The 17,580-nt window shown below is 64.1% G+C and carries 17 protein-coding genes; 6 read left to right on the top strand and 11 right to left on the bottom strand.

Features of this window, described 5'->3' with window-relative positions; genetic code table 11:
• Nucleotides 1-14 precede the first annotated feature (14 nt).
• Nucleotides 15-1,781: a sulfoacetaldehyde acetyltransferase gene (xsc, locus tag KHO41_RS18720; RefSeq protein ID WP_376989794.1), complete on the bottom strand. Its 1,767-nt coding sequence runs from the start codon at nucleotides 1,779-1,781 to the stop codon at nucleotides 15-17.
• Nucleotides 1,782-2,159: 378 nt separating this feature from the next.
• Between xsc and KHO41_RS18715 the strand changes: the two genes are divergently transcribed.
• On the top strand, nucleotides 2,160-2,693 hold the full coding sequence (locus tag KHO41_RS18715; protein WP_244873892.1) for a MarR family winged helix-turn-helix transcriptional regulator: 534 nt from the start codon (nucleotides 2,160-2,162) through the stop codon (nucleotides 2,691-2,693).
• A gap of 72 nt (nucleotides 2,694-2,765) precedes the next feature.
• Here the strand turns inward: KHO41_RS18715 and KHO41_RS18710 are convergent, their stop codons facing one another.
• The 10 genes from KHO41_RS18710 to KHO41_RS18665 form a co-directional block, all read right to left on the bottom strand.
• Entirely contained in the window at nucleotides 2,766-3,281 is a 516-nt protein-coding gene (locus KHO41_RS18710) for an aromatic-ring-hydroxylating dioxygenase subunit beta (protein WP_376989784.1), read from the bottom strand.
• Nucleotides 3,282-3,293: 12 nt separating this feature from the next.
• Nucleotides 3,294-4,583, bottom strand: a complete 1,290-nt coding sequence (locus KHO41_RS18705; RefSeq protein WP_211954771.1) for an aromatic ring-hydroxylating dioxygenase subunit alpha — start codon at nucleotides 4,581-4,583, stop codon at nucleotides 3,294-3,296.
• A gap of 12 nt (nucleotides 4,584-4,595) precedes the next feature.
• Nucleotides 4,596-5,888 carry an NAD(P)/FAD-dependent oxidoreductase gene (locus tag KHO41_RS18700; RefSeq protein WP_211954770.1) on the bottom strand — a complete coding sequence of 431 codons (1,293 nt, stop codon included), beginning with the start codon at nucleotides 5,886-5,888 and terminating at the stop codon, nucleotides 4,596-4,598.
• Nucleotides 5,889-5,898: 10 nt separating this feature from the next.
• The gene (locus tag KHO41_RS18695; protein WP_211954769.1) at nucleotides 5,899-6,204 is read right to left on the bottom strand and encodes a non-heme iron oxygenase ferredoxin subunit; all 306 of its coding nucleotides are present in this window, start codon (nucleotides 6,202-6,204) and stop codon (nucleotides 5,899-5,901) included.
• A gap of 80 nt (nucleotides 6,205-6,284) precedes the next feature.
• Entirely contained in the window at nucleotides 6,285-7,334 is a 1,050-nt protein-coding gene (locus KHO41_RS18690) for a branched-chain amino acid ABC transporter permease (protein WP_211954785.1), read from the bottom strand.
• The gene (locus KHO41_RS18685) at nucleotides 7,334-8,218 is read right to left on the bottom strand and encodes a branched-chain amino acid ABC transporter permease (RefSeq protein WP_211954768.1); all 885 of its coding nucleotides are present in this window, start codon (nucleotides 8,216-8,218) and stop codon (nucleotides 7,334-7,336) included. Before KHO41_RS18685 ends, KHO41_RS18690 begins: the two co-directional genes overlap by 1 nt.
• Before the next feature lie 12 nt (nucleotides 8,219-8,230).
• Nucleotides 8,231-8,968: an ABC transporter ATP-binding protein gene (locus KHO41_RS18680; protein ID WP_211954767.1), complete on the bottom strand. Its 738-nt coding sequence runs from the start codon at nucleotides 8,966-8,968 to the stop codon at nucleotides 8,231-8,233.
• The gene (locus KHO41_RS18675; protein WP_211954766.1) at nucleotides 8,965-9,756 is read right to left on the bottom strand and encodes an ABC transporter ATP-binding protein; all 792 of its coding nucleotides are present in this window, start codon (nucleotides 9,754-9,756) and stop codon (nucleotides 8,965-8,967) included. The genes KHO41_RS18680 and KHO41_RS18675 overlap by 4 nt, the downstream gene beginning before the upstream one ends.
• 5 nt (nucleotides 9,757-9,761) lie before the next feature.
• Nucleotides 9,762-10,979: an ABC transporter substrate-binding protein gene (locus tag KHO41_RS18670; protein WP_211954765.1), complete on the bottom strand. Its 1,218-nt coding sequence runs from the start codon at nucleotides 10,977-10,979 to the stop codon at nucleotides 9,762-9,764.
• Between the two features lie 179 nt (nucleotides 10,980-11,158).
• Complete coding sequence (locus tag KHO41_RS18665) at nucleotides 11,159-12,760, bottom strand: MFS transporter (RefSeq protein WP_211954764.1); 1,602 nt, start codon at nucleotides 12,758-12,760, stop codon at nucleotides 11,159-11,161.
• A gap of 433 nt (nucleotides 12,761-13,193) precedes the next feature.
• Between KHO41_RS18665 and KHO41_RS18660 the strand changes: the two genes are divergently transcribed.
• The 5 genes from KHO41_RS18660 to KHO41_RS18640 are packed head-to-tail and all read left to right on the top strand — an operon-like array spanning nucleotide 13,194 to nucleotide 17,491.
• Nucleotides 13,194-14,156 (top strand): amidohydrolase family protein, encoded by a 963-nt coding sequence (locus tag KHO41_RS18660; protein WP_211954763.1) that lies wholly within the window; start codon nucleotides 13,194-13,196, stop codon nucleotides 14,154-14,156.
• A 21-nt stretch (nucleotides 14,157-14,177) separates the two neighbouring features.
• Nucleotides 14,178-14,930, top strand: coding sequence for a maleate cis-trans isomerase family protein (locus KHO41_RS18655; protein ID WP_211954762.1), 753 nt, complete (start codon nucleotides 14,178-14,180; stop codon nucleotides 14,928-14,930).
• A 10-nt stretch (nucleotides 14,931-14,940) separates the two neighbouring features.
• A complete protein-coding gene (locus KHO41_RS18650; RefSeq protein WP_211954761.1) occupies nucleotides 14,941-15,765 on the top strand; it encodes an alpha/beta fold hydrolase in 825 nt (274 codons plus the stop codon).
• 39 nt (nucleotides 15,766-15,804) lie between these two features.
• Nucleotides 15,805-16,857, top strand: a complete 1,053-nt coding sequence (locus tag KHO41_RS18645) for a M29 family metallopeptidase (protein WP_211954760.1) — start codon at nucleotides 15,805-15,807, stop codon at nucleotides 16,855-16,857.
• Between the two features lie 7 nt (nucleotides 16,858-16,864).
• Entirely contained in the window at nucleotides 16,865-17,491 is a 627-nt protein-coding gene (locus tag KHO41_RS18640; protein ID WP_211954759.1) for an N-carbamoylsarcosine amidohydrolase, read from the top strand.
• The last annotated feature ends 89 nt before the right edge of the window (nucleotides 17,492-17,580 follow it).

Genomic DNA, 17,580 nt, shown 5'->3' with positions numbered 1-17,580 from the left:
TCGATCAGACTCGATCAGACGTAGTCCTTGTACTTGTCGAGGTAGCGCACCGGCTTGGACAGCGCGTCGCGGCGGAACGGGTCGCCGAGTTCACGCGTGCACAGCACTTCGATGATCGTGGTCTTGCCGTGGTTCATCTGCAGGTCGATGGCGCGCTTAAGTGCCGGGCCCACGTCCTCCAGGCGGTCCACCACGATGCCTTCCGCGCCCATTGCCTTGGCGATCTCGGCAAAGCTCTGGTTGTCGAGTTCGCCCGCGACGAAGCGGCGGTTGTAGAAGTCCACCTGGTTCTTCTTCTCCGCGCCCCACTGGCGGTTGTGGAAGACCACGGCCGTCACCGGGATGTTGTGGCGCACGCAGGTCATGGTTTCCATCAGGCTCATGCCCCAGGCGCCGTCACCGGCGTACGAAACCGCCGGGCGATGCGGTGCGGCCACTTTGGCGCCGATGATGGTCGGGAATGCGTAGCCGCAGTTGCCCCAGCTCATCGCCGCGAAGAAGCTGCGCGGCTTTTCGAAGCGCAGGTAGCTGTTGGCGACCGAGTTGATGTTGCCGATGTCGGTCGACACCATCACATCGGCCGGCATGGCCTTCTCGAGTTCGCGCAGGACCTGGCGCGGGTGCAGGTACGTGCCGCCGTTGAAGGTGCGCTCGTTCTTCTGCTCCTCGATCATGTCCAGGCTGTACGGATCACGTTCGTGCGTCCAGCCGTCGAGTTCCTTTTCCCATGCGGCCTTCTCGTTGGCGATCTCCGTCGCGCGGCCGTCGCGGCTGCTGTCGCAGGCGAGCGTGCGGTTGGCCAGGCGCTGCGTGAGCGCAATGGCGGCAGCCTTGGCGTCGCCGCAGATGCCGACCGAGATCTTCTTCACCAGGCCCAGCATCTTGTGGTCGGCGTCGATCTGGATGATCTTCGCGTTCTTCGGCCAGTAGTCCATGCCGTGCTGCGGCAGCGTGCCGAACGGCCCGAGGCGCGAACCCAGTGCGACCACCACGTCGGCGCGCGAGATCAGCTTCATCGCAGCCTTCGAACCCTGGTAGCCCAGCGGACCGCACCACAGCGGGTGGCTGGCGGGGAACGAGTCGTTGTGCAGGTAGCTGTTGACCACCGGCGCGCCCAGACGCTCGGCCAGTGCCTTGCATTCCTCGATGGCATCGGCCATCACCACGCCGCCGCCCGAGATGATCACGGGGAACTTGGCCTGTGCCAGCAGCTCGGCGGCCTCGTTCAGGCTCTGTTCGCCACCGGGGCCGCGGTCCAGGCGCTGCGGCTTCGGGATCTCGACATTGACCTTGCCGTAGAAGTAGTCACGCGGGATGTTGAGCTGCGTCGGGCCCATTTCGGCCAGCGCGCGGTCGAAGCAGCGGCCGGTGAACTCGGCCATGCGCTGCGGGTGCGTGACGTGGCCCTGGTACTTGGTGAATTCCTGGAACATCGGCAGCTGCTTGGCTTCCTGGAAGCCGCCCAGGCCGATGCCGGTGGTGCCAGCTTCCGGCGTGACGATCACGACCGGGCTGTGGGCCCAGTATGCGGCCGCGATCGAGGTCACGCAGTTCGAGATGCCCGGGCCATTCTGGCCGATCACCACGCCATGGCGGCCCGATACGCGTGCGTAGCCGTCAGCCATATGGCCGGCACCCTGTTCATGCACGACCGGGATCAGACGGATGCCGGCCGGGGCGAAGATGTCCATGGCATCCATGAACGCGGAGCCCATGATGCCGAACATCTCGGTCACGCCATTGGCGACCATGGTCTCCACGAACGCTTCGGACGGCGTCATGGTCTGGGGGCCGGCCGGCACCTGGGTCTCGGTAGCCGAGCCACCGGAAACTGCGGGCTGCGTAGTCGTGTCGAGGTCGCGCATGGGGTGTCTCCTGTGTGACGTAATAAGTGGAACTATTCGTTCCAGAAACTGTTTGGTGAGGGAAATGTAGGCGGAGAACACGCCGTGGTCAATAGGAAGTTTTAGTTTTTGGAATGTTTGATGTCAAAAAACGAGACAAATCATCATTAAAGTGATTTTGAGATAACTTTTTGTGTGGAAAGTGGCAGATCGTAGATGCGGCTTTGCAAGCGCGAACGTGCATGTCTGGACAAAGTCGGTTCCGCGCCGGGCCTTCCTATATACTTTCAGTGTGCTAACAAACTGGTGAGTGCTATGCCTCCAAGAACGAAGCGCGGTGCGGCCGCTGACGACAGCGCGCCCGTGTCGACGATCGAGCCCGAAAGCGATCCCGCCAAGGAACTGCTGTGGGCGCGGCCGGGTTTCCTGGTGCGGCGGCTGCACCAGATCCACGTCGCGATGTTCTTCGAGGAGTGCAAGGCGCCCAACATCACGCCGGTGCAGTACGCGATCCTGACGGTGCTATCGGTGCTGCCGGGCCTGGACCAGACCTCGCTGGGCCAGGAAGTCGGGCTGGATCGCACTACCACGGCGGACGTGGTGCGTCGGCTGGAAGAGCGCGGCCTGGTGGAGCGCCGCGACAACCCGGCGGACCGCCGCACGCGGCATGTCTACCTGACCAAGGAGGGCAAGAGCGTGGTGACCGCGTTGCGCGCCGACATGGCGCGCGCGCAGGAGCGCATGCTGGCGCCGCTGAAGCCCGCACAGCGCGAGGTGTTCATGGACCTGCTGGCCACGCTGGTGGAGGCGAACAACCAGTACAGCCGTACGGTGTTGCGCAGCATGTAAAGGCCGTGACGGCGCAAGCCGCCGGCAAATGACAAGGCGGGCGCAAGGCCCGCCTTCTGCTTTCCGGAAACGTCAGACGGGATAAACGAGATCGTTCGCGATGATCGTGGTGTCGTAGATCACCTGGCGTTCACGCAGCAGCAGCCCGTTCCCTGTGCGTTGGAAGCGGTCATGGTAGATGCCGGCCATATGCATGGTGGTAGGGCCTTCCACCAGCGTCTGCAGCAGCAGGAAGTTGGCCTGCGCGACGATGTCGCCATCCGCCGTTTCGTCGGTGACGCGCGTGTTGGTCACGAGGTGCAGGTTGTAGCGCGGCGCGAACATCTGCGTGTTGGCGATGGCCGCAGCGCGGTCGCGCATCATGCCGATGCCTACGGCATAGACCAGGCCCACGGGCAGGTTGAGCTCGGCGTTTTCGCGGGCTGTGATGCGGTAGAGCGCGTCTTCGGTGAAGAAGCGCGGCCATTGCTCGACCAGGCCTGCATCGAGCACGGCGCAGTATTCTGCGTGGAAATTCTCGATCTCGAGCCGCAGTTCGATGGCGCGCGCCGCGCCAAGCTTGCTTTCGCGATAGACAGCGTAGTTCATCGGTTTCATCGTTCAGAACCCCATCACGCCGCGGTAGTACTGGTACATGGCCCGGATCGCCGATTCCGAGATCAGCGAGTTCGACGTGCCCACATGGTTGGCGTCGAGCTTGAGCACGTTGACGTCCGTGGTCGAGCGGCGGACGCCTTCCTGCACGAACTTCATCGCCTCGTTGTCCTCCAGCCCGAGGAAGCCGGCCGGCCCCATCAGGTTGCCCTGGCGCAGGCGGTGCTGGGTCATTTCCTCGGTGTCGTCCTCGTAGCCGAACATGGTCCACAGCATCAGCATGCTGTCGGGGCCGTTGGGGACGATGTGGCGCACGCCCAGCGTGTTCATCTCGCGCTGCACGATCAGGTTCGGCCAGATGGTCTGCATGGTGACGGACCATGGCGAGTCGAATTCCTTCACATACTCCAGGAAGCGCTCGTCTTCGAGCCGCATGCCTTCGTGGTAAGAGCGCATCTCCTTCTTGTTCTCGTCGCTGACGGCCGCGTACTTGTCTTCCTTCTTGGCAGAGGCCATGGTGCCGTGGCGGCCATGCACGGGGTCGGCGATCATCGCGGACTCGTTGCCGGCCACCAACAGACCGAACACCACCAGGAACGAGTGCAGCAGCGTGGCGTGGTACGGGTCCTTGAGGTTCTCGTGGTACATCTTCCAGTTGCACGGCAGCTCGTTCTTGTAATACCCGAGCACCTTGAGCGGCTTGCCGTTGAACACGACGTCGAAGTCCTTGAGGATCTCCGGCGTCATGTATTCCTCCAGGCTTTCCATGTTGTCCGCATAGGAGGCGAAGATCACGCCATTGCGCGTGGCGACGTTCAGCTTTACGAGCCCGTGGTCCTCGTTGCGGAAGTCCTTCGGCATGCCGCCCGCGCGGTTCACGCCTCGCTTGAACGGCACGCCCTGCAGGTTGCCCTTGAGGTCATAGGACCATTGGTGATACGGGCAGACGAACTCCTTGGTATTGCCCTGGCTGTGACGGCAGAATTCGGCGCCGCGGTGCGCGCAGCGGTTTTCGAAGACATTGATCGAACCGTCCTCGGCACGTGACACCACGACCGGCGTGGCGCCGACATAGGAGCGCTTGTAGTCGCCCGCGTTGGGGATTTCCGCTTCGAGCGCGACGTAGTTCCACGAGCGGCCGCGGAAGATCTTCTCGAGCTCCAGGTCATAGACCGGCTGGCTGGTGTAGACCCAGTCGGGGATGTAATGCAGGCCGTCTTCGGGCCAGCGGCAGTCGGCCAGGCCGGTGTCCTTGCGTCCCAGCTTGTGCTGGATCACCGCTTGTGTCTGGTACATGGGGTGTTCCTTTCAGATTGTGGTGAGGCTTGCGGTCCGGCTGGAAGTCTCCGCCTGCACCTCGCGCACGAGCTGGCGCAGGGGCAGGGCGGCGTCGCACAGACGGACCAGGTGTTCGTTGACGGGCAGGCCGAAGAGCGCGCGCAGCTGGCGCAGATCACCGCCCGCATTGACGGCGATGACGTGGCGCAGGCAGCCATCCAGCGTGCCGAAAAGCATGAATTTCGGGCTTGCCGCATCGCTGGCAGGCGCGTCGCGCCAGGCGTACCGCATGCCGGGAAGGGCGGCCCCGAGCATCTGCACGTTGCAGCCGAACTGGTCGGTCCAGAACCACGGCGTGGCAGCCGGTGCGGCCTGCAAGCCGAGCATGGACGTTGCGGCGATGCGGGCCTGCTCATTGGCCGATTGCCATGACTCCATGCGCATTTCGCTGCCGAACAGTGGCTGAAACTGGCTGGCGCAATCGCCAGCGGCATAGATGTTTGGCGCGCTGGTGCGGCCCTGTTCGTCGATGCGGACACCGCCGTTGCCGGGGTGCAGCGCAAGCCCCGCCGATGCGGCGAGTTCAGTGTTGGGGGTCAGCCCGATGGCAACGACGAGCACCGGTACGTGCCACGCCGTGCCATCCGCAAGCCGTACCCGCATGCCTTGCGCTTGCGGTTCGATCGCGGCAATCTGGCAGCCAAGCCTGAGGTCCACGCCGCGGGCCCGCACGCGCTGTGCCAGCCAGTCGCTCAACTCGGCCGGCGCCGCGCGCCCGAGCAGCCGTTCGGCGCTTTCGAGGACGGTCACTTTCAGGCCAAGATCGACCGCAGTGGACGCGGTTTCCAGCCCGAGAAAGCCGCCGCCGATCACCAGGACCTCGTGGGTGCCTTGCATGGCCTCGCGCAGGCGCGCAGCATCGTCCAGCGTGCGCAGGTAATGCACGTTCGGCGTGTCGGTTGGCAAGTCGGGCAGCGTGCGTGCGCTGCCGCCGGTGGCGAGCAGGCACGTGTCGAAGCGGATCTCGCTGCCGTCAGTGCAGGTGGCAACGCTGCGCGCGGCGTCGATCGCGCTCACGGTGGTGCCGAGGCGCAGGTCGATGTCACGTTCCGCATAGAAGCCGGCAGGATGCACACCGATCTGGCCCTGCTGGCCGGCATCGGCCAGCACTGCCTTGGAAAGCGGGGGCCGCTCGTATGGCGCATGCCGTTCGCCGCCGACCATGACAATGCGGTCGGCATGACCCAGCTTGCGCAACTCCGCGGCGGCTATCGCGCCGGCCTGGCCGGCGCCGATGATGAGGATGGATACTTGCGCAGACATGGCAGCTCCATCACAGCTCGACCCAGACCCGGCTGTCTTCGAACTTGACCGGGTAGGTCCGAATATCGGTGCTGGCCGGCGCGCACATGGCCTTGCCGGTACGGATGTCGAAGCGGGCCTGGTGCAGCGGACATTCGATGCAGCCATCTTCCAGGTAGCCGTCGGACAGCAGCGCGTACTGGTGCGTGCAAACGTTGTCGGTGACGAAGTATTCGTCGTCGCTGCGGAAGACGGCCAGCTGGCGATCACCCAGGTTGAGCGGCATCACTTCGTCGTTCTGCAGCGTGCCGGCGTTGTCGATTTCAATCCATGCCATGGGGGCTCTCCGTTCTCAATCTGTCAGTACACTGACTATAACAGTCAGTGTACTGATGTTTTATGCGGGAACTATCCTCGTTAACCCTGTCCGGTGCCGGCGGCGCCGGATTGGGCTGCGCGGGCGGTGGGGACGATGGGGCGTGAGGCAGGGCGGTTTGCCCACCGCGCCTCGATCTCGCCCATGACGCCGCGACGGAACGTGAGCACGCAGACCACAAAGATCAGCCCGGTAACCAGGCTGACGGATTCGCCAAGCGAGTCGAACCAGGGGATGCCGGTCAGCGCCGCGAGCGCGGTGCCGGCATCGCCAAGCTTGTTCTCCAGCGCCACGATGACGAGCGCGCCCACAATGGGACCTGACAGCGTCCCCATGCCGCCTACCAGCGTCATCAGGATCACGGCACCTGACATCATCCAGTGCACGTCCGTCAGCGTCGCAAAGCCGAGCACCAGCGTCTTGAGCGCGCCAGCCAGTCCCGCAAGCGCCGACGACAGCACGAACGCCAGCAGCTTGAAGCGGTCGGCGTCATAGCCCAGCGAGATCGCGCGCGGCTCGTTCTCCTTGATTGCGCGCAGGATCTGCCCGAACGGCGAATTGACGATGCGCATGATGCCCAGGAACGCCGCCGCTGTGATGGCCAGCACCAGGTAGTACATGGTCATGTCCGGCTCCAGCGAGACCACGCCGAACAGGCTGCCGCGCGGCACTGCCTGCAAGCCGTCTTCGCCACCAGTGACCGGCGCCTGCAGGCAGAAGAAGTAGAACATCTGCGCCAGCGCCAGCGTGATCATCGCGAAGTAGATGCCCTGCCTGCGGATGGCCAGGGCGCCAAAGGCCAGACCGAGCAGCGCGCCGAACGCCGTGCCGAACAGCAAGCCGAGTTCCGGCGTGACCTGCAGCGACTTCATCGCGTAGCCGCAGGCATAGGCCGCGCCGCCGAAGAACGCCGCATGGCCGAACGACAGCAGCCCGGTGAAGCCCAGCAGCAGGTTGAAGGCGCAGGCGAACAATGCGAAGCACAACAGCTTCATCACCAGCACCGGATAGGCGCCCAGGAACGGGGCCGCCACCAGGACCGCCAGCAGCAGCCCGTATGCGAACGTGGCGCGGTTGTCGCGTGACGTCATCATGCTTCCTTTCCAAAGAGACCGGCCGGGCGCACCAGCAGCACGCAGACCATGGCCACGAACACGACCGTGGCCGAAGCCTCGGGATAGAACACCTTGGTAAGGCCTTCGAATACGCCAAGGCCAAGGCCCGTGAAAATCGATCCAAGGATGGAGCCCATGCCGCCGATCACCACGACCGCGAAGACGGTGATGATCAGGTTCTGGCCCATCAGCGGCGACACCTGCATCACTGGCGCAGCGAGCACGCCGGCCAGTGCGGCCAGGCCCACGCCGAACGCATAGGTCAGCGTCACCAGCAGCGGCACGTTGATGCCAAACGCCTCGACGATGCGCGGGTTCTCGGTGCCGGCCCGCAGGTAGGACCCGAGCCGTGTCTTCTCGATCGTGTACCAGGTCGCAAAGCACACGGCCAGCGACGCCAGTACGACCCATGCGCGATAGTTGGGCAGCACCATGAAACCCAGCGACGTCGCGCCCGTCAGCGCTTCCGGCGTCGGATAGGGCAGGCCGGAAACGCCATAGGCCGAACGCAGCAACCCTTCGAGCAGCAGGCAGATGCCCAGCGTCAGCAGCAGGCCGTAGAGATGGTCGAACCGGTACAGATGGCGCAGCATGGTGCGCTCGAGCACCACGCCGATCACTCCGGTCGCAAGCGGCGAGAGCAACAACATCAGCCAGTAGTTGAGCCCCAGGTAGTTCATACCCATCCACGCCAGCACTGCGCCGAGCATGAACAGTGCTCCATGAGCAAAGTTGATCACGTTGAGCAGGCCGAAGATCACGGCCAGCCCCAGACTCAGGATCGCGTAGAACGACCCGTTCACCAGCCCCAGCAAGAGCTGGCTGAGCAGCGCTGGCAGGGGCACTCCGAACAATTCCATTGGCAATTCTCCTTACACGCCGAGCAGTGCGTTGAGCGTCGGCATCTTGCGTTCCAGGTCCGCCGATTCGAATGCTTCCACGATGGCACCGTGCTCCATGACATAGAAGCGGTCAGCCAGCGGGGCGGCGAAGCGGAAGTTCTGTTCAACCATCACGATGGTGTAGCCGCGCCGGCGCAGCATGGTGATCATCTTTGCGAGCTTTTGCACGATGACCGGCGCGAGGCCTTCTGAGATTTCGTCGAGCAGCAGTACGCTTGCGCCGGTGCGCAGGATGCGCGCGACGGCCAGCATCTGCTGTTCCCCGCCCGACATGCGCGTGCCCTGGCTCTTGCGCCGCTCGAGCAGGTTGGGGAACATCTCGTAGATTTCTGTGACCGTCATCGGCTCGCGCAGGCCAGCCGTTCCAGCCGCACGCGGGAACTCGGGCGGCAGCAGCAGGTTTTCCTCGCACGACAGGCTCGAGAAGATGGCGCGTTCTTCCGGGCAGTAGCCGAGGCCGAGCGGCGCGATACGGTGCGTCTTCATCGCGATGGTTTCCTGGCCATGCACGCGCACGGAGCCCTTGCGCTGGCCGACCAGACCCATGATCGCGCGCAGGGTAGTGGTGCGCCCGGCGCCGTTGCGGCCCAGCAGCGTGACGACCTCGCCGGCATTCACCGTGAGATTCACGCCGTGCAGGATGTGCGATTCGCCGTACCAGGCATGCAGGTCGCAGATTTCCAGCGCGGGTGTAGCGTTCTGCGTCATGCGGCCTCCGTTCGGGCGTGCAGATCCGTGGTCTCGTCGGTGGTGCCCATGTACGCTTCCTTGACCTGCGGGTCGTTCGAGACTTGCTGATAGCTGCCTTCAGCCAGGATCGCGCCGCGCTGGAGCACGGTGATGCGATCGACGATGGACGAGACCACGCTCATGTTGTGCTCGACCATCAGCACGGTGCGGCCGGCCGAGACGCGCTTGATCAGTGCGGTGACCGTCTCCACGTCTTCGTGCCCCATGCCTTGCGTCGGCTCGTCGAGCAGCATCAGTTCCGGGTCCATCGCCAGCGTGGTGGCGATCTCCAGCGCACGCTTGCGCCCATAGGCCAGCTCGGCGGTCGGCAGGTGCGCGAAGCTCGCCAGGCCTACCGCATCGAGCAGCTCCATGGCGCGCGCATCCAGCCTCGACAGCGACCGCTTGCTGCGCCAGAAGTGATAAGCCGTGCCGAGCTTGCGCTGCAGCGCCACGCGCACGTTCTCGAGCACGCTAAGCTGCGGAAACACGGCCGAGATCTGGAACGAACGGATCACGCCCATGCGAGCGATGTGCGCAGGCCGCAGGGCGGTGATATCGGTGCCGTTGAAGTGAATCGAGCCCGAAGATGGCGCGTGGAACTTGGTCAGCAGGTTGAAGCACGTAGTTTTGCCCGCGCCGTTCGGGCCGATCAGTGCATGGATCGACCCACGGCGCACGCGCAGGCTGACATCGCTAACGGCCGTGAAGCCCTTGAAGCTCTTGGTCAGGCCGCGCGTCTGCAGGATGACGTCGTTGTCGGACATGGCGCTCACTTCTTCACCAGCGCGCACTCGCTGGCCGACAGCGGGCGGAATGCCTCGTCGCCAGGAATGGTCGCAACGTACTTGACCAGGTCCCACGGTCCCTTGGACTCGGCCGGCGTCTTGGCTTGCGCGAGGTACATGTCATGCACCATGCGGCCGTCTGCGCGCACCTTGCCGTTGTGCACGAAGGCGTCGTTGACGGGCAGCGCGCGCATCTTGTCGGCGACGGCGGGACCATCGACGGTCTTGGCCGCTTCCACCGCCTTCAGGTAATGCAGCACGCCGGAGTACACCCCGATCTGGCCGTGCGTCGGGTAGGCCTTGTGACGCTTGTAGTAGCGCTCGACGAAGTCCTTCGACTTCGCATCCAGGTCCAGGCGGAACGGATCCACATAAGTCAGGCCCTGCGCGGTGTTCAGGCCCAGGCTCTTGATGTCGGTGATGAACGTGGACGGCGTGATCACGGTCTGGCCAGCCTTGACCAGGCCGAACTCGCCGGCGGCCTTCACGCCGTTGATCATGTCGTTGCCCGCATTGGCCAGCACCACGACCTTGGCCTTGGACGCCGACGCAGCCACCACCGGGCTGCTGAAGTCACTGGCGTTGAGCGGATGCTTCGTGCTGCCCACGTTCTTGCCGCCGCTGACATCCACCGCCTTGCGGAAATCGGCTTCCAGCGACTGCCCGAACGCGTAGTCCACGGTGATGTAGTACCAGCTGTTGCGTCCCTGGTCGATCATGCGCTTGACCAGCGGATACGAGACGGAATACGTGTCCCATGCCCAGTGGAAACCGGTGGGCGAGCAGTTCTGGTTGGTCAGCGCCATCGCGCCGCCGGTCGAGACGATGTCGATCTTCTGCTTCTGCTTCGCGACTTCCTGCACGGCCAGTGCCGTCGACGAATTGGGGAAGTCGATCACCATATCGACACCATCGGTGTCGAACCAGCGACGTGCCAGCGACGAGGCGATGTCGGCCTTGTTCTGGTGGTCGGCGGAGAGCACCGTGACGGGTTTGCCCAGCGCCTTGCCGCCGAATTCCTCGACCGCCATCTGCGCGGCAAGCACGGAGCCCTTGCCAGAGAGGTCGGCATAGGAGCCGGACATATCGGTAATGACGCCGATCTTGACGCCATTGGCATCAGCCCAGGCAGGTGCGGCAGCAGCAAGGCCCAGCAGGGCCGTGGATACGGCAAGGGTGCGGACGGTGCGAGTATTTGACATGTGGGGCTCCCGGTTGTCTTCGTGGATGGTCCGTATGGGTGCGATGGTTATGGCTTGAGGTGCCCCGGCGCCATCGCCGCGCTAGGGCACTCGTTTGATGAAATCAGTATGCTGACGATGCTGCGGAAAATAAGGCGGATGGCTCCGCCCCTTCACGGGTCCGTGCGCGGGTCAGCGGGTCAGGTGGACAGGTCGCGACCGCGCGTCTCCGGCACAAACAGCATGCCGATGACGAAGGCCGCACCGGCGATGATCACGGGATACCAGAGCCCGTAGTAGACATCGCCGCTGGAGACATTCATTGCCGTGACGACGAAGGACAGCATGCCGCCGACCCAGCCCGCGCCCAGGTGGAAGGGCAGGGAGAGCGAGGTGTAACGCACGCGGGCAGGGAACAACTCGACCATGAAGGCCGCCATCGGCCCGTACACCATGGCCAGGAACAGGATGGGGACGAGCAGCAGCAGGAACAGCATGGGCATGTTGATGCGCGCCGGATCGGCACGCTCGGGCCAGCCGGCCGCTACGAGCGCGTGTTTGATCGCGTCGCGGTCAAAGCCCTGCAGCGTTTGCGTGCCGACGCGGATTTCGGCCCGCGCGTCGCTGGCGGGCACGAAGGTGTATCCCACCCCGAGGTCGGTCAGGTAGCCGCGGATCTTGTCGCAGTCGGACACCGGATCGCCGAACAGCCGTGGCTTGCAGTTGCCGGCCGTCACCTGCACCGCGCCCTGCTGCTGGAAGTGCTCCAACGCCGGGTTGGCATAGTGCGTCAGACCCTTGAAGATAGGCTGGATCGTGAGCGCTGCCAGCAGGCAGGCCACCATCATGATGTACTTGCGGCCGATGCGGTCCGACAGCCAGCCGAAGAACAGATAGCACGGCGTGGCCACCACCAGTGCGATGGCGATCAGCATGTGCACCGTTTCGATCGGCACATGCAACGTCTTGTTCACGAAAAACATCGTATAGAAGTGGCCGGTACCGAAGATGGCGCCAAGGCCCGCTGCCACGACGAACAGCAGCAGCACGAACTTCAGGTTGTGCCATTGCGTGAAGCTCTCGCGGATCGGCGCCTTCGATGTCGCGTTGCTGGCCTTCATACGCGCAAACACCGGCGATTCGTGCAGCTTGCCGCGGATGTACACAGAGATCACCAGCATCACCAGCGACACGATAAACGGAATGCGCCAGCCCCAGGCACGGAATTCCGCCTCGGTCAGGAACGTCTTCAGCAGGTACACCACGAACAACGACGACAGCAGGCCCAGCGTGGCCGTCGTTTGCAGCGAGCTCGTGTACAAGCCGCGCTTGCTGACAGGGGAATGCTCGGCCACGTAGGTGACGGCGCCGCCCACTTCGCCGCCGAGCGCCAGGCCTTGCAGCAACCGCAGCAGCACGAGCAGCACAGTCGCCGCGATGCCGATCTGCTCGTACGTGGGCAGCACGCCAACACCGACCGTGGCAATGCCCATCAGCAGGATCGTGACGAGGAACGTGTACTTGCGGCCGATCAGGTCGCCCAGCCGGCCGAACAGCAGGGCGCCGACGGGCCGGATCAGAAAGCCCGCGCCAAACGTCGCGAGGCTGGCCAGGAAGGCAGCGGTTTCATTGCCCTTCGGGAAAAACAGTGCGCCGAAGTAAACCGCCAGCGCAGCGTAGATGTAAAAGTCGTACCACTCCATCAGCGCGCCGAAAGAGGAGGCAAGGATGACCTTGCGTTCCTCGGCGGTCATGCCGGAAGCGGAGGCGCGCGCTTCATCGCGGGTCAGGCTCATAGTCATGGCGGGGGTCCTATGGTGAAGCCAGTTGTCTCATTTGTCTTTTCTTCTTCCCGGATGGTGCAAAGCAGCGAGCCTTTTGGCTGTCGACAGCCTGGTGGCGTGCCGCTGTGCCTGCTTCCGGTGCATCAGTCAGTATGCTGATGAGAAGCGCAGTATGCTGAGCAAAATGCGGGCCAGAACACAGAGGCCGCCTTCGATGCGATATCTGCTTTTAAACGACTTGTTAATATCGTCAGCATACTGAGCATATGGGGCAGTGTACTGAGCGTGTTGGACCATCGTTATAGGTGTTAACCCTCCGGATCTCCTGTCTGGACTTTTGAAATTTCGCTGTCTAGAATCCGCAATTAGTCAGTGTACTGAATAAATGACGCCGCGCCCCCGCAGCAGCGTTCCTGGCGCACGGCAGACCCTCATCAGGAGCCCCCACAGCATGACGACAGTGAAGAAGATCGCCCTGGAAGAGCATTTCATGACCCCAGGTTTCCAGGCCTATTCAAAGGGATTCACGCAGCATATCGACCCGGCGGTCTTTGCGGACCTTGGCCGCCGCCTTGCCGATTTCGACGAACTGCGCCTCGCGGAAATGGATCGCGCGGGCATCGATATCACCGTGCTGTCGCAGACGGGGCCGGGCGTGCAAGGCGAAGCCGATTCCGAACTTGCGGTAGCGCGTGCGCAGCAGAGCAATGACTTCCTGGCCGAGCAGATCGCGCGCCATCCCACGCGCTTCGCCGGCTTTGCCGCACTGCCCATGCACGATCCGGAGCAGGCCGCCAAGGAACTTGAGCGCACCGTGCGCGAGCTCGGTTTCAAAGGCTCGCTGGTGAACGGGCACACGCACGGCCGCTATTACGACGATCCTGCTTACGACGCCTTCTGGGAGCGCATGCAATCGCTCGACGTGCCGATGTACCTGCATCCGACCGATGCCTTTGTGAAGCCGCAGGTATTGAATGGCCATCCGGAACTCGATGGTGCCGCGTGGGGCTGGGGCGTGGAAACTGCATCGCACGCGCTGCGCCTGCTGTTTGGCGGCGTGTTCGACCGCTTTCCGCGCCTGAAGATCATCCTCGGCCATATGGGGGAAGGGCTGCCGTTCCAGCGCTGGCGCTTTGACAGCCGCTTCGCGGTCTATTCGCACGGCGTGCGGCTCGCGCGCGCGCCGTCGGAGTACATCGGCAGCAATATCGTGATCACCACATCCGGCGTGTGCTCGCACGGTGCGCTGGCCGGCGCGATTGCCGAGATGGGACCGGAAGCGGTGATGTTCTCGGTCGACTATCCCTACGAATCCACCGAGGTCGCAGCGAAGTTCATCGAAGAGGCGCCGCTCGATGAAACGACGCGCGCGCTGGTCTGCCACGGCAACGCTCAACGCCTTCTGAAGCTGTAATCGCACTACGCAAGGATACTTATGCAAAACGTTTTTCGCATCGGCCAGATCGTGCCGAGCTCCAACACCACGATGGAAACCGAGATCCCGGCCATGCTGGCCGCACGGCAGCAGATCCGCCCCGAACGGTTCACCTTCCATTCGAGCCGCATGCGCATGAAGAAGGTGGTCAAGGAAGAACTGGCCACAATGGACGCCGAGTCCGACCGCTGCGCCGTCGAGCTTTCCGATGCGCGCGTCGATGTGCTCGGCTATGCGTGCCTGGTTGCGATCATGGCGATGGGGCACGGCTACCACCGCAAGTCGGAACAGCGCCTGAAGGCGCACACCACTGAGAACGGCGGTGATGCGCCGGTGATTACCAGTGCTGGTGCGCTGGTTGATGCACTGAAGGTCATCGGCGCGAAGCGTATTGCCGTGGTGGCGCCCTACATGAAGCCGCTGACCGAGTTGGTCGTGGACTACATCCGCAATGAAGGCTACGAAGTCGTCGACTACCGCGCGCTGGAAATTCCGGACAACCTCGAAGTCGGCCGCCACGATCCGGCGAAGCTGCCCGGCATCGTCGCGCAGATGAATATCGCCGATGTCGACGCCATCGTGCTATCGGCGTGCGTGCAGATGCCGTCATTGCCTGCTGTGGCGAAGGTGGAAGCGATGACCGGCAAGCCGGTGATCACCGCCGCGATTGCCACGACCTACGCCATGCTGCGCGCACTGGATCTTGAGCCAGTCGTGCCGGGCGCCGGTGCGCTGCTGTCGGGCGCCTACTGAGGGCCGCGCGATGAGCACCTTTCTCTATGGCGGCAATGTCAACGCCAACGGCATCCGCCAGCACTATTTGCGCTTTGGCGGCAGCGATGGCGAACGCGCCTCGCGCGATGCCGTGATCATCGTGCCGGGCATCACAAGCCCGGCCATCACATGGGGCTTCGTTGGCGAACAGTTCGGCCAGCGCTTCGATACCTATGTGCTCGACGTACGTGGCCGTGGCCTCTCTGAAGCGAGCGACACGCTCGACTACAGCCTCGATGCACAAGCCGCCGACGTGATCACATTCGCACAGGCACTGGGCCTGCAGCGCTATGCCATCGTCGGCCATTCGATGGGCGGTCGCATCGGCGTGCGCGCCGCGCGGCAGCACCCCGCAGGCCTGACGCGTCTGGTGATGGTCGATCCCCCCGTATCCGGCCCGGGCCGTCGCGCCTATCCCGCGCAACTGCCGTGGTACATCGATTCGATCCGCCTCGCACGCGCAGGCATCGACGCCGAAGGCATGCGCCGCTTCTGCCCGACGTGGACGGAAGACCAACTGCGCTTGCGCGCCGAATGGCTGCACACGTGCGACGAGCGCGCCATCCTGGCCAGCTTCAATGGCTTCCATGAGGACGATATCCACGCGGACCTGCCGCACGTGAAGGTACCCACGCTGCTGATGACCGCCGGCCGTGGTGATGTGATCCGTGCCGAAGACGTCGAGGAAATCCGCAAGCTCGTGCCCGGCGTGCTGGTCAGCCACGTGGCCGATGCAGGCCACATGATCCCGTGGGACGACGAGGCCGGCTTCTATCGTGCCTTCGGCGATTTCCTCAGCGCCCCGCTGCTTTGATGAACGCTTGCTACCCACCCCGTCACGCAAGGAGCCGACATGCCGGTCAGTGACCATCAGATGATCGAAGCCTGGACCCAGGTGCTCAAGCTGTCGAAGCTCGAGCGAGGGCAGACGGTGACCATCCTCACCAGCGCCGCCACGCATCCGCAGACCTTGTCCACCGCGTTGATCGCGACGCAGGCAATGGGCGCGATCGTGAACCGGCTCGACTTGCCGCCCGTCAATGGCGAGAAGGCGCTGAGCCGCGATGCATTGGCCTATCTCGGCACCACGCCGCTGACCGGCAACCGCGCCGCCATTTCGGCGCTGAAAGCCAGCGACCTCGTGCTGGACCTGATGACGTTGCTGTTCTCGCCCGAGCAGCACGACATCCTGAAAGGCGGCACCAAGATCTTGCTCGCTGTCGAGCCGCCCGAGGTGCTGGTCCGCATGGTGCCGACCGAGGCTGACCGCGAGCGCGTGAAGGCTGCCACCGAGCGGCTCGGCCGCGCGAAAGCCATGCATGTGGTGTCGGCCGCCGGCACCGATCTGCGCTGCCCGCTTGGCGAGTTCCCCGCCATCAGCGAGTACGGCTTCGTCGATGAACCCGGCCGTTGGGACCACTGGCCGAGCGGCTTCGTGCTGACCTGGCCGAACGAAGGCGGTGCCAGCGGCACCATCGTGCTGGACCGTGGCGATATCCTCCTGCCGCAGAAGGCCTACGTCACCGAGCCAGTCACGCTGACGGTCGAGAACGGCTTCGCCACGCGCATCGAAGGCGGGCTGCATGCGGAACTGCTGAGCGAATACATGGAGTCATTCAAGGACCCCGAGGCCTACGCGATCTCGCACATCGGCTGGGGCCTGCAGCCGCGCGCACACTGGGCGACGCTGGGGCTGTATGACCGCGAAGCGACCATCGGCATGGATGCGCGCGCGTTCGAAGGCAACTTCCTGTTCTCGCTCGGCCCCAATAACGAGGCCGGCGGGCAGCGCACCACGACCTGCCATATCGATATCCCGCTGCGCCGCTGCACCGTACGGCTCGACGGCGTGGACGTGGTGACCGAAGGCAAGGTCACGGACGGCTTCCAGTACCCGAAGGAGTAGCCCCCATATGCACAAGGAAATCGGCGCCTACCAGCGCCAGGGCTTCGGCAACACGTTTGAGTTGGCGCCGCCGTTCGGCCTGCTGATCATCGACTTCGTCAACGGCTTTGCCGATCCGGCGGTGTTTGGCGGCGGCAATATCCGCGAGGCTATCGGCGCCACGGTGCCGCTGCTGGCCGCGGCCCGCCGCGAAGGTTGGCCCGTTGCGCACAGCCGCATTGTCTATGCCGACGATGGCGCGGACCACAACGTCTTCTCGATGAAGGTGCCGAACATGCTGTCGCTAAAGGAGCATGACCGGAACAGCGCCATCGTGGACGAGTTGGCGCCAGCGCCAGGCGAACTGGTGGTACGCAAGACCGTGCCATCGGCGTTCTTCGGCACGTCGCTGGCTGCATGGCTGACCCAGCGCGGCGTGAAGACGCTGCTGGTAGCCGGGGCCGTTACCAGCGGCTGCGTGCGTGCAAGCGTGGTTGATGCGATGCAGTATGGCTTCCGCCCGCTGGTGCTGTCGGACTGCGTGGGAGACCGCGCGCTCGGGCCGCACGAGGCCAATCTGTTCGACATGGAGCAGAAATATGCGGCTGTGATGCCGCGGTCCGCCGCGCTCGCGGCGATCGGCGTGCGCGATTGAGCGCAGGCGTGGCGTTTTCGCCGCTTGCCATGCGGTGAAGCCGCAATTGACAGGCCGGGGCCACGGTCCTTAGCATTTTGGTCAGTATG

This window comes from Cupriavidus numazuensis, assembly GCF_905397435.1.
GTDB classification, from domain to species: domain Bacteria; phylum Pseudomonadota; class Gammaproteobacteria; order Burkholderiales; family Burkholderiaceae; genus Cupriavidus; species Cupriavidus numazuensis.
Note: the sequence above shows the minus strand (reverse complement) of the source record. Positions and strands in the feature narration are given on the sequence as shown.